The organism is Bacteroides sp. NGMCC 1.200775, from assembly GCF_040798045.1.
Lineage (GTDB): Bacteria > Bacteroidota > Bacteroidia > Bacteroidales > Bacteroidaceae > Bacteroides > Bacteroides hominis.
Genome location: NZ_JASCQK010000001.1, coordinates 454,630 through 468,139 on the forward strand (window position 1 = coordinate 454,630; position 13,510 = coordinate 468,139).

The 13,510-nt window shown below is 41.8% G+C and carries 10 protein-coding genes; 3 read left to right on the forward strand and 7 right to left on the reverse strand.

Annotated elements, in window-relative coordinates:
- Positions 1–11: 11 nt before the first annotated feature.
- Together QK890_RS02020 and QK890_RS02025 are read right to left on the reverse strand one after the other, a co-directional pair.
- Entirely contained in the window at positions 12–1,007 is a 996-nt protein-coding gene (locus QK890_RS02020; protein ID WP_022011729.1) for a quinone-dependent dihydroorotate dehydrogenase, read from the reverse strand.
- Positions 1,008–1,079: 72 nt separating this feature from the next.
- The gene (locus QK890_RS02025) at positions 1,080–1,736 is read right to left on the reverse strand and encodes an HAD family phosphatase (RefSeq protein WP_005805704.1); all 657 of its coding nucleotides are present in this window, start codon (positions 1,734–1,736) and stop codon (positions 1,080–1,082) included.
- A gap of 113 nt (positions 1,737–1,849) precedes the next feature.
- On the opposite strand from QK890_RS02025, the gene QK890_RS02030 reads away from it, so the two are divergent.
- On the forward strand, positions 1,850–3,214 hold the full coding sequence (locus tag QK890_RS02030; protein WP_022011727.1) for an MATE family efflux transporter: 1,365 nt from the start codon (positions 1,850–1,852) through the stop codon (positions 3,212–3,214).
- Between the two features lie 83 nt (positions 3,215–3,297).
- On the opposite strand, the gene QK890_RS02035 is transcribed toward QK890_RS02030, so the two are convergent.
- Genes QK890_RS02035 through QK890_RS02055 form a run of 5 tightly spaced genes read right to left on the reverse strand, consistent with a single transcriptional unit; the run spans position 3,298 to position 11,571 of the window.
- Positions 3,298–5,607, reverse strand: coding sequence for an FtsX-like permease family protein (locus QK890_RS02035; protein WP_032539340.1), 2,310 nt, complete (start codon positions 5,605–5,607; stop codon positions 3,298–3,300).
- A gap of 11 nt (positions 5,608–5,618) precedes the next feature.
- Positions 5,619–6,293, reverse strand: coding sequence for an ABC transporter ATP-binding protein (locus QK890_RS02040; protein ID WP_022011725.1), 675 nt, complete (start codon positions 6,291–6,293; stop codon positions 5,619–5,621).
- Between the two features lie 15 nt (positions 6,294–6,308).
- Positions 6,309–8,603, reverse strand: a complete 2,295-nt coding sequence (locus QK890_RS02045) for an ABC transporter permease (protein WP_032539341.1) — start codon at positions 8,601–8,603, stop codon at positions 6,309–6,311.
- Positions 8,604–8,623: 20 nt separating this feature from the next.
- Positions 8,624–9,298 (reverse strand): ABC transporter ATP-binding protein, encoded by a 675-nt coding sequence (locus QK890_RS02050; protein WP_032529935.1) that lies wholly within the window; start codon positions 9,296–9,298, stop codon positions 8,624–8,626.
- Positions 9,299–9,330: 32 nt separating this feature from the next.
- Positions 9,331–11,571, reverse strand: a complete 2,241-nt coding sequence (locus tag QK890_RS02055) for an FtsX-like permease family protein (RefSeq protein WP_269107234.1) — start codon at positions 11,569–11,571, stop codon at positions 9,331–9,333.
- Positions 11,572–11,875: 304 nt separating this feature from the next.
- Here QK890_RS02055 and QK890_RS02060 point away from each other — a divergent pair, with 304 nt between their 5' ends.
- Positions 11,876–12,685, forward strand: coding sequence for a metallophosphoesterase (locus QK890_RS02060; protein WP_005805687.1), 810 nt, complete (start codon positions 11,876–11,878; stop codon positions 12,683–12,685).
- Positions 12,660–13,370 (forward strand): hypothetical protein, encoded by a 711-nt coding sequence (locus QK890_RS02065; RefSeq protein ID WP_005805685.1) that lies wholly within the window; start codon positions 12,660–12,662, stop codon positions 13,368–13,370. The genes QK890_RS02060 and QK890_RS02065 overlap by 26 nt, the downstream gene beginning before the upstream one ends.
- Positions 13,371–13,510 lie beyond the last annotated feature (140 nt).

A 13,510-nucleotide genomic window follows, 5' to 3' on the forward strand; every position in this document is an offset into this window, starting at 1 on the left:
TTTATTCCTTATTATTTAATTTCCTGAATCATCTTTTTCACTATGCCCGGCCCTTCGTAAATAAACGAAGAATAGATTTGTATCAGATTGGCCCCCGCATCCAACATTCGACGGGCATCGGGGGGAGTAATAATTCCGCCTGCCCCTACTATCAAAAGGCTTTTTCCGGCATGGGCACGCAAATAGCCGACGGCTTTTAATGACTTCTCCCCTATCCCGCGTCCACTGACTCCACCGGCTCCGATCTTCTGCAATTGTGCAGGCGAATAACCTTTTAAACAAGTACGCTCCATGGTAGGTCCGGTAGCTATCACTCCATCTACCCGGTACAGACGAGTACAGTCGATCACATCATCCATTCCTTCTTCTGTTATATCGGCAGGAAGTTTGAGAAGTACCGGAACATGTATATTCTGTTCCAAACGAAAAGCAGCCAGCGTTTTGAGTACCCGCTTCATCAGAGTAATCTCCACCGATCCCCAATTAAGCGTGAAATAGCCGGCATAAGGATATAACTCTTTGTATAAATGCAAAAAGTCTGCCACAGCTTGTTCGCCTTCCGAAGAGGGATTCTTATTGATATTTACACCTAAAACATATGAACCGTGTTTCTGTTCAAGACGGCGTTTAATAATATCCAATCCGGGATTATTGAAACCTGTACGGGAAATTAAAGATTCACACTGAGGTAAGCGAAAAATACGGGGACGGGGATTTCCATCCTGGGCATCGGGAGTGACAGTACCGACTTCAATAAATCCGAAACCATAATCGGCCAATTCATCAAAAACCTCGGCACCTTTATCGAAACCGGCCGACAGGCCGATACGGTTTCGGAAAGTAAGATGGTTCCATATCAACTGTTTGTCGGAACAAGTATAGAGATGACGCATCCAGCATTTGCACCATGGCAAATGCCGGTAACATTTGAGGAAGGAAACCAACAAGGTGTGTACCTTTTCGGGTTCCATCAGAAATAAAACAGGGCGAATCGTTTGCTTATACATGATTTTCTCTCTTTTTTAAATACCATGCAAAGCTAAGGGATTCTTCCCTGAGATACTATTCAATCTTTCTTATCAGATATAACGTGAAGTTATAGTCAGCAGCTTTTCGTAAGTCATTCCTTTGAAATCGTCTATCACATAGTCTGCCTTATCAGTAATAGCTTCGCGTGGATTTGTAGTTGCCAATCCGACAACAGTGGCACCGGATGCCCTGCCGGCCTGTAAACCATGAAATGAATCTTCGAACACATAGGAATCTTTTGAATCGGAACCGAAAATCGTCATTCCCAATAAGAAACATTCCGGATCGGGTTTAGAACGTTTAAAACGCTCAGCAGTCAATATTTCATCAAAAAGGGATTTAAACTCGGGATGTGCACGATAAACATTCTCCATTTTAGCTGTATTGGAACTGGTGACCAAGGCTATTTTTACACCATGCTGACGCAGATCTGCTATAAACTCAACTATTCCGGGAACATAGTCATAACTCATTTCTATTTCAAAACGATTCAATGCCTCGGTTATGTCCCTTTGTTTCTCCGGTTCTCCTGCAAAGTATTTATCATAAATCTGTACCAGCGTCTGACCTTTAACCTTGGAACCGAAGTTTTCATCGTTTACGTACTTTTGTCCCATTTCATTCCAGAAAACAGTATATTGTCCTTCTGTATCGACAATTACACCATCACAATCGAATAATGCGGTAATCTTCTTTGTTGTATCCATAAACATTCTTTTACCTGTTTGTTAAACTCTGTGGGCAAAGTTCAGAATAATCATCGAATCAGGCAAATTATTTGTACCTTTGCCGCACTTAAAAATATGTAACGCTTCACTATATGGCACAACAAACCGATCCTCGTATACTGGGCACAGAACCTATTGGCAAACTTCTGTTACAATACTCCATCCCGGCCATCATCGGAATGACTATTACGTCACTTTATAATATCATCGACAGCATTTTCATCGGGCACGGTGTCGGTCCCATGGCTATCTCCGGACTGGCTATCACTTTTCCGCTAATGAATCTGGTCGTGGCCTTCTGCGTGCTGATCTCTGCAGGTGGCGCCACCATCTCCTCCATACGCCTGGGGCAAAAAGACATCAAGGGAGCAACCGATGTTTTGGGAAATACATTAATGCTTTGCCTGACGAATGCAGTGCTGTTCGGCGGACTGGCTTATCTGTTTCTGGACCCGATATTGTTTTTCTTCGGTGCCAGTAGCGGCACACTTCCCTATGCCCGCGATTTTATGCAGGTAATTCTTCTGGGAACTCCCATCACCTATACCATGATCGGACTTAACAACGTGATGCGTGCCACCGGATATCCGAGAAAGGCAATGCTGACATCATTGGTGACGGTTATAGCGAATGTTATCATCGCCCCTGTCTTCATTTTCCATTTCGGTTGGGGAATTCGGGGAGCTGCCATGGCCACAGTCCTGTCACAGTTTATCGGAATGATATGGGTAGTAAGCCACTTCCGTAACAAAGAGAGTTTCGTTCACTTTATGCCGGGCTTCTGGAAGATGAAGAAACGCATCATCGGCAGCATTTTCTCTATAGGAATGTCTCCCTTCGCCATGAATGTCACGGCATGTATCATCGTCATCCTCATTAATAATAGTTTGCAAAAATACGGTGGTGATATGGCTATCGGTGCCTACGGTATCATTAACCGACTACTGATGCTGTATGTGATGGTAGTTATGGGATTAACAATGGGAATGCAACCCATCGTCGGATACAATTATGGTGCACAGAAGATTGACCGCGTGAAACATACGCTCCGTCTGGGTATCATCGTCGGTGTATTGATTACGAGCAGCGGCTTCGTTATCTGTGAACTTTTTCCGCATACAGTTTCGGCTATCTTTACCGACAGCGATGAACTGATTGACATGGCATCGTCCGGACTACGCATTTGCACGCTGATGTTCCCGTTCGTAGGCGCACAAATCGTTATATCAAACTTCTTCCAGAGTATAGGGATGGCTAAGATCAGTATCTTCCTGTCACTCTCACGCCAGTTAGTATACCTGCTTCCGGGATTACTTTTGCTTCCCCCTTTATATGGTGTAAAGGGAGTATGGATCAGCATGCCTGTCTCTGACGGATTGGCTTTCATAACAGCGGTAGTGATTTTGATGGTATATATTAAAAAGGTAAAAGAGAAAGCATCCGGACAGAGCCTCTAACCCTATGAAACAGAGGCTTGGTATAGATACGACAGAGGCTCAGTTTCAGTGAAACCGAGCCTCTGTCGTATAGTCTTGAAACATTACTCAGATTTAATGCTGTTCACCGGATTTTCGTTGGCTACTTTCCATGCCCGCAGCATTACGCTGACAACAATCAACAGCAACACAACCAATGCTATGCTGAGGTATAACCAAGCACTGGGGACAATGGCATCACTAAACTGCTCAAGCCATTTGCCACCGACAAACCAGGCTACTGCTGCACCCAATAGTACAGCAGGCAAGGCTGTCCAGAAAATATCTCTTGAAAGAAGTTGCAAAACATCTCCGGCCTCAGCCCCATTTACTTTACGGATCGCAATCTCTTTACTACGACGACTGACTTCATCGTTAGTATAGCCGAAAAGTCCCATCAAGGTAATCAGCAGGATGGAAATAGAAGCAATGATTACCGAATCGCGGAAACGACGAATCGCTTCGTATTGCTGATCGATTATTTCCTGCAAAGGGATAAACACAATATCCTTCGTAGTAAACAGTTCTCCCATCTTTTGATTGAGAGCTTTCAAATTTTGATCGAATGGTTCCTTCAAACGTACATGGGGAGCTCCGGAAGCAAAGGGACTGCTGATATACATCACTATATCCTGAGGAGTATATGCACTTCGTATCGGAAAATCCTTTGCGACTCCCACAACAGGAAGAGAAGTCCCAATATTGACCTGTTTACCTACCGCACTGTCTTCCCAATGCATCTTCCGCACAAATTCTTCATTTACAATAGCCTGTTTGGGAGAATCAAAATTTTTACCATCAATAAGCTGAACTCCCATCATTGACAAAAAGTGGTAATCGCACATTGAAGTATGTGCATCGAAAAGCAACTTTCCTGTACTGTTATAGACACTGAAACCACTATAGTAATCGGAAATAGGAAACCAGGCAAAAGCAACATCTTCTACCATCGGCAAACGACGTATATCAGAACGGGCATTATCAACTTCGTCATCGCTGAAGTAACACCTCGCAACAGCTATCCGTTCAGGATTATAATTCAACTCACGATTCATCACACTATAGTATTGAAGCAATACGACTGCCAATAAACCAAAGACAAAAGGTACTCCGGCAAACTGAACAAAAAGTAACGGGCGCTTCCAGGTTGTCTTCCGTTCGGTATAACGACGAAAAACCTGACTCACCGGAATAGACGAAAACATATATCCGGGTATCACTCCTGCCACGAAGAAAACAACTGCTATCACAAGCAAAGGCACCCATAAGGTCTCCCAAGTGAAAAGTGCACCGACCGAGGCGTTCAGCGTATCCTGAATCAGTTCCCTAAGATTCAGAATCAACAGGCCGACCAATACGAGTGCAGACAATATAATAAACATGGTTTCCCATAAAAACATACCGAATATGTTACCATCACTGGCCCCACTGCATTTATGGACTCCCACTGCTTTTGCACGACGTGCCAATGACGATACGGAAATCAAGACATAGTTCAAAGCAGCTATCAATAAAATGGCAAAAGCAAGAACCGACATGATAAGCACCATTTTTCGAACCTCCGGCTGACTACTGTGGTACTCAGATATAGGTTGAAAAGAATACTCTTCAGAAAAACCATCCTTCCCCTGCGGAAGATACTTTTTCTGCATTTCCGGTAACCGTCCGGCAACCCTCTCAGGAGCTTCCGTATCATTATGGAAACGAACCACCCCCATGTAACTGATATCATATCCCCAACCGGCACGATCCTCTCCCATCCGCTTATATAAAGTGGCAAACGATACGATTACATCATATTTCAGGTCTGTATTCTCCGGCTGATCGGCAAATACTCCCCGTACAGTGACCGGATAGTTCTTTTCCCATAACATGGTTTGCCCGATAGGGTCTGCATCACCAAAGACACGTCGTGCCAATGATTCATTAATGAAAATAGCGTCGGGAGCCACTAAATCAGCTTTGTTCCCTTTCAACACTTCTACCCCCATAGTTGGGAGGAAGTGATCGTCTGCATAAATAGTCTGCTGTTGATCAAAACGTTCGTTTCCTTTAAAAAATATTTGCTGACCAACATTACGCAGCACAGTAGCCTCTTCCACCTCATCAGGAAAGTTCTCCCGGATAGCAGCAGGCATTGCACCATAAATATAAGGACTTGGCTTCTCCTGCTTTCCTTCATAGGAGTAAGAAGCCTGTATCAGAAACAGGTTTCTTGACTCCGGATAAAAATGGTCATAACTCAGTTCAAACGCGACCCGGGCAAACAGTAGAAGTCCGACAAACAGTCCCAAAGTTAACGAAATAATCTTAATGACATTTGAACTGCGTCCACGGACTAAGGTCCGAATGGTATAATATATGTGTCTTAGCATATTGATCTTTATTAAGCCTTTACACTTGCCACCACGCTACCGTCAAACAGATGCACCGTGCGATGGGCAAATGAAGCATCATGTTGGGAGTGGGTCACCATAATAATTGTTGTTCCCTCTTTATTCAATTCGGTCAACAGATTCATTACCTCCGCACCATTCTTGGAATCAAGGTTACCCGTCGGTTCGTCAGCAAGAATCAATTTCGGGTTAGTCACAACTGCACGGGCTATAGCCACGCGTTGTTGTTGTCCACCGGAGAGTTGCTGTGGGAAATGTTTGGCACGATGACTAATATTCATCCGGCGTAGCATATCTTCTACCATCTGACGCCGTTCAGAAGATTTTATACCCAAATAAGTGAGAGGAAGTTCCACATTCTCGTAAACATTCAATTCATCTATCAAATTGAAACTCTGGAAGACAAAGCCCAGTTTACCCTTACGTACCCGCGTACGCTCCTTCTCCTGAAGACCGGCTACCTCCTGCCCCATCAACTGATAAGAACCTTCTGTCGGGTTATCAAGTAATCCCAAAATATTGAGCAACGTAGACTTGCCGCAACCGGAAGGTCCCATAATGGCAACAAACTCGCCCTCCTCTATATCCAGGCTCACATGGTTTAACGCTACGGTTTCTACTTCAGAAGTACGAAAGACTTTACTAATGTCATTAATCTGTATCATAATTTATTTTATTTGTTATTCACTCTTAATACTATTCACCGGATTTTCATTGGCGATGTGCCAGGATTTCCAAATAATGCATATAATGATAAAAGCCAGTAGGCAAATAGCTATTGCTACATACCAGCCTATACTTATACATACCGTATCCCGAAATTGGCTTATCCATATTTGACTTACTAAGTAAGCTCCATATGTACCGATAGCAATTGAAGGAATAGCTACCCAGAAGATATCTTTAGATAACAAAAGCAAAACAGAACTTACTTCGGCGCCATTTATCTTACGAATAGCTATCTCTTTACCACGTCTGCGAACTTCATCATTCGTATACCCGATCAATCCCATCAAAGTGATAAACAGAATCGTTATAAAAGCCAATATAGTAGTATCACGAAATATCATTGTAGGACGATAGCCCCTTTCCAAATCCCGCTCCAAAGAGGTGAACTCTATTTCTTCTTGTGGATATATCTTTTTCATTTCATTATTCAACATACGCAGATTATCTGCAAAAGGTTCTTTAAGACGTACATGCATATTTACTAAATTAGTCCCCCATTCAATTTCTATGGGTTCATAGTCAGGTGGAAGCGTACCAAAACAGCAAGGAGCGAGTATTCCTACCACTGTTCCTCGATTAGGGATTATTTCACCAACGCCACTACCTGTCCAACCCATCTTTTCTACATAGGGTTGATTGACCAGAAACTGCCTTTCGCCAGTGAGGTTTTGCCCGGCCTTAAGCCGAAGCCCCATAAGTGGGACAAAATCTTTGTCAAATATACCACAACGGGGAGTAAAAAGAGCATTCCCGTTCTCATCAGTCACCTGTCGGTTCCCAAGCCACATCATACCTCCCTCAGCAGTGGCTACCCCTTCTACATAAGGCAACGATTTCAAATTATTACGTGCATTATCCGGCTCAGCAAACTTATGCCAACAAGATGCTATACGTTCCGGTCGATACCCCATATCTCTATTTGTAATATAATGGAACTGAAAAAAAGTCACACACATCAATCCAAAAATAAAAGCTACTCCTGCAAATTCTATAAATAGAAGTGTCCGCTTCCAACCCATATTCCCTTTAGTGTAATGATGGAAAACCTGCGTTACCGGAATTGAAGAGAAAACTTTTCCCGGCAATACACCTCCAATAACAAACAAAAAGGCAACTACCGACAATGGAGCCCATAGATTGTGCCAAGTGAAAAGAGATGATAACGACACTCCCGCCAATTCTTCAATTTTTTCCTGGAACTGGAATAAAAGTACTACCATGAAAAGCAGAGAGATCCCTATAATCAAAGCTGTTTCATATATAAACATCGAAAGTATAGCCCTATCAGACGCACCATTACACTTGTGAACACCGATTCCTTTTGCCCGCTGAGAAAGTGAAGAAATAGAAATAAGTACATAGTTCATAGTGGCGGCAAAAAGAATGGCAAATCCTAATAAAGACATTATTAAAATTGTCTTCCGCACATTAGATTGCTCCAAATGAATAGTACGTAAAGGTACTACAAACATATGTAAATGCAGATTCATTTCAGGAGGAATGTGCTTTGCAATCACCTTATCAATACCGGCATTGATAGCATCAGCGCTTCTTTCTCCGTCTTTTAAGCGGATAAAAGCATTATAATTACCACCACTCGTCCAACCCGAACGTCCCCAACCATATTTATTATGGCTGGCAAAAGAAAGAACCATTTCGTGACGTTCCAGCGATACATTATCCGGAAGATCGGCATAAACTCCTCTCACCAAAGCTTCAACTTGAGTGCCCCAAACCATCAGATGTAAGGTTTTTCCTATAGGATCCTCTTCACCAAATACTTCTCGTGCAACAGACTGTGATAGAAAAATCACATCTGGGTTGGTCAAGTCATTCGGATTGCCATTAATAACTTCTATCCCCATGGTACGAAAATAAAGAGAGTCAGATAAAATGAAAGACCTATTCAACTTTCGGTTGCCTATCTTTAAAGTAGTTCCGAAAGACAAACTCGAAAAAGCTGCACTTTCTACCTCTTCCGGAAATTCCTCAGCAATGGTAGAGGCTACCGGAATCAATGTATATACTCCGGCATTCCCTTTAATCACTCCATTCTCAACCCACTCCGTTTTTACGATATAAAGATCATCCACATCCTGAAAAAAGTTATCATAACTAAGCTCAAAAGCAACCCGAGAGAATAAAATAATAGAAACTAATAACCCCAGTGTCAGAGATATTACTTTAATGACATTACTTCCGCGTCCGCGAATCAATGTCAGAATGGTATAATAGAATTGTTTCATCGTATGATCCTTTTAATTTATTAAGCAGTTACACTCGCCACGATACTGCCATCGAACAGATGTACTGTACGATGGGCAAACGAGGCATCATGTTGGGAGTGGGTCACCATAATAATCGTAGTACCTTCTTTATTCAACTCTGTCAGCAGATTCATGACTTCAGCACCATTCTTAGAATCGAGATTTCCCGTAGGTTCGTCAGCAAGGATCAATTTCGGATTAGTTACTACCGCACGGGCTATAGCCACACGTTGTTGTTGTCCACCGGAGAGTTGCTGTGGGAAATGCTTGGCACGATGACTAATATTCATCCGGCGCAGCATATTCTCTACCATTTTTCTCCGGTCGGAAGCCTTATACCCCAGATAAGTGAGAGGAAGTTCCACATTCTCGTAAACATTCAGTTCATCAATCAGGTTGAAACTCTGGAAGACAAAGCCCAGTTTACCCTTACGTACCCGCGTACGCTCCTTCTCCTGAAGACCGGCTACCTCCTGCCCCATCAACTGATAAGAACCTTCTGTCGGGTTATCAAGTAATCCCAAAATATTGAGCAACGTAGACTTGCCGCAACCGGAAGGTCCCATAATGGCAACAAACTCACCTTCCTCTATATCCAGGCTCACATGGTTTAACGCTACGGTTTCTACTTCAGAAGTACGAAAAACTTTACTAAGATCATTAATTTGTATCATAATCCTTTTTATTTTAATCGGTTTATTTTTGTTTATTCATTCTTTATACTCTTTACAGGATTCTCGTTGGCTATGTGCCAGGATTTTATCATCACACTAATCACAATTACAGCCATTATAGCCAAAGCAATCAGTACAAACCAATACACCTTCAAATGAATCTGTTCGGTAAATTGTCCCAACCAATGAATACCCATAAAATAGGCTCCTGTAGCACCTAACAATACGGCTGGCAGAGCTACCCAAACGACCTCCTTGGAAAGTAATTTTAATATATGGGAAGCTTCGGCACCATTAACCTTACGAATAGCTATTTCTTTGCTATGACGACGTACTTCATCATTAGTATATCCTATCAGTCCCATCAGTGAAATCAGCAAGATAACAATAAAAGCCAATATCACGGCATTGCGAAAGCGAAGTACGCTTAAATATTGGTTATCAATGGTTTTCTGTAATGATATAAATACAATATCTTCAGTAGGATACATTTCTCTTATTGTTTTATTAAGCAGACGAAGATTTTCCTCGTAAGGTGCCTTGAGCCGGACGTGATAACAATCATTCACATCCTGTTGCCCCATAAATACCACCGGTTTTAATTCATTATAATAACTGCTTACCGGAAAGTCTTCCATCACTCCCACAACTGTAAAATCCTCATATCTCATGCCCACAGCCCCATCAGTCCAATGGATAGACTTTACAAACTTTTCATTTACCAGAACCTGATTGGGACCATCCAAATTCTTCCCTTCTTTAATACGAATCCCCATAAACGGAGCATAATTATATGAACAAACATTCAGACGGGCTGTGAATACAATCGCTCCGTTATCATCAGCAACAGGCTGACCGCTATAACCGGAAGTTATGTTTGACCAACAGACTGCAACATCTTTTACCATTGATAAACGACGGAGATTATCCAAAGCAGATTCCGGATCATCAAAGCTGTGATAAGTGAAAGCCACTCCGTCAGCATTATACCCTAAAGGTTTGGTTGTAATCCGATTATACTGTATAAGAACCACGCACAATACACCAAAAATAAAAGTCATCCCGGTAAACTGTACAAAAAGCAGAGACCGTTTCCAACCTCTCCTCCCTTCAGTATAACGTCGGAACACCTGAGTGACAGGAATAGAGGAAAATAGATATCCGGGAATGATACCGGCAAATAAAAACAGAACCAGAATAACACAAACAGGTACCCAGAGAGTTCTCCATGCAAAAAGAGAACTTAAAGAAGCGGAAGCAATATCCTCTATTTGCTCATCAAAATTTAAAACCAAGATACCGACCAATATCAAAGATACCAAAATGATAATGCTTGTCTCCCAAAGAAACATCGAAAAGATGTTTTCGCCACTGGCTCCACTGCATTTATGTACACCTATCGCTTTGGCACGACTTGCGAGTGACGAAACAGAAATCAAAACATAATTCATTGCAGCTATAAAAAGGATAACAAATCCCAATAAGGACATAATCATTATCATTTTATGTACAACGGGAGTCTCTGCGTAAACTTCACGGATCGGTTGAAGTGAATAGCGCATTCCAAAGCCGTCATTTTCAAGATCGAACGGCAAGTACTTTTCAATCACCTTATCTATCCGAGAGTTCACTTTCTCCAAACTTCCGGTCTCTTTCAGGCGAATATACCCTTCGAAACTATCGCCACAAGTCCAGCTGACACATTCCCACTCATATTTTATGATGGTAGCAAAAGATATTACCACATCATGGCGTAAAGAACTATTCTCCGGAATATCCGCATAGACACCTTTAACAGTCATGGGAAAGGAACGCTTATAAAGTAGTACTTTCCCTATCGGATCTTCATTGCCAAATGCTTTTCGTGCAAAACTCTCGGAAATGAACATGGTTTCCGGATTACCCAGCTCATGCGGGTTACCTTTTAGGACCTCAATACCCATCGTCCGAAAAAAAAGAGAATCGGCAAGAATGACCTTAGGCTCCAAACGAGTATTTCCATTGAACAAAGTATTACTACGACTTTGCACACGCACCACTGTAGCCGACTCAATATCTTCGGGAAAGTTTTCACTAATAGCAGCCGGAACAGGAGCCATCACTGTCGGGTAAGGACCTTTCTTTTCACCATCCTTATAATGCACTGTAACATTGACGGCACATAATTTATCAGCCTCGTAATAATGGTTGTCAAAACTTAATTCAAAAGTAACACGTGCAAAAAGCAGTATCCCCATAAATAATCCCAAGGTCAACGAAATAATTTTAGCCAAATTTAAGCCCCGCCTATTAAGAAGAGTCCGGAAAGTGTAGTAAAGTTGTCTCATATCTCTGTCTGTATATTATTATTTTAGAAAAACAGAAGTAACTCAATAATTATAAAGTTATTTATCTATTATAAAGCAGAAAGCGTGCCAAGAGAATTTATCTATTGACAATCAAACCATTACATTTCACCATCTTCATTCTACCTGTCTAATTCTTAGACACTGCTGTCTATTTATTAGACAACAATATTTGCTTATCAAGAAGAAAACTCTATCTTTGCATCGAGTTTTCAATTCAAAAAAATAGTTTATGGATAAGAAAAAAGGAATAATCGGAATCTTTCTCTCTTGCCTGTTACTTACCGGTTGCGACATGATAGACTACCATCCCTACGATGTCAAAATCAAAGGCGAAAGAGATATTAATAACAAAAATATCGAGAAGATAGAAGCCAAATGTCTGAATAAGACTACTATCCGCTTTATAGCTATGGGTGACTCGCAACGATGGTATGACGAGACAGTAGACTTCGTAAATGCCGTAAATAAACGAAACGACATCGACTTTGTAGTGCATGGAGGAGATCTGAGCGATTTCGGACTAACAGACGAATTTCTATGGCAAAGAGATATCATGAACAAACTAAATGTGCCGTATGTCGCCTTGATTGGTAATCATGACTGTTTGGGAACAGGAGAAGAAGCATTCAGGAAGATATTTGGAGATACTAATTTTTCATTTATCGCAGGAAGAGTAAAGTTTGTATGCCTCAATACGAATGCAATGGAATATGATTACTCGGATCCGATTCCGGATTTCAATTTTATCGAAGCGGAATTGACAGAACGTTCGGACGAGTTTGACAAGACGGTATTTTGCATGCATGCCCGCCCTTTGTGCGATCAATTTAATAACAATGTAGCCAAGATCTTTCAAATGTATATACGTCAATTTCCAGCCCTGCAATTCTGTACTGTAGCCCATGAGCATCGGATCAGTGCTTCGGATGTATTTGAGGACGGAGTAATGTATTACGGCAGCAATTGTATGAAAAACCGCAGTTATTTAGTATTCACCATAAAACCTGAAGGATATGATTATGAAGTGGTTGAATTTTAAATCTACTCTTTATACTGTATTGGCACTGTTCTTATTTTGTCCGGAAGACGCTTTGGCACAGGCAGACAAAAGTGATGAAGAAGAAACCAAAGATACTGTTCTGGTCTCCAAATCGGAGCCCAGCAAATATGATAAACGCATCCACCGTTTCCGGAAAGGATGGAACTCTTTGATACCGACTCACAATAAAATACAGTTTGCCGGAAATATGGGCATGTTCTCTTTCGGAACCGGATGGGATTACGGACGGAGGGATCAGTGGGAAACCGACCTTTTTCTGGGATTTATTCCCAAACATGACTCACATCGCACGAAACTGACTATGACCCTCAAGCAAAACTATATGCCTTGGAGTCTTGAGTTGGGGAAAGGCTTTTCTACGGAACCTCTGTCATGCGGGCTCTACTTTAATACGGTATTCGGACACGAGTTCTGGGTAAAAGAACCCAGCCGCTATCCGGAAGGATACTATGGCTTCTCTTCCAAAATCCGTACCCACATCTTTCTGGGACAACGGTTAACCTATAACATAGATAAAGACCGTCGTTTCTTTACCAAGTCTGTCACACTCTTTTATGAATTGAGTACTTGCGACTTGCTGCTGATAAGCCGTGCCACAAACCGTTATTTACGGGCACGTGACTATTTAAGCCTATCTTTCGGATTAAAATTCCAGTGGCTATAACGACATAAACAAAAGATGAAATCTTATCTCCCCTCTTTCTCCTGTCAGGAGGGGAGATAATAAGATATTTCCCGGATTTAGATTCATTTTGATCCTCTGTAATAGAGAATTGTTATTAACTTTGCCGCTAACAATTAAAT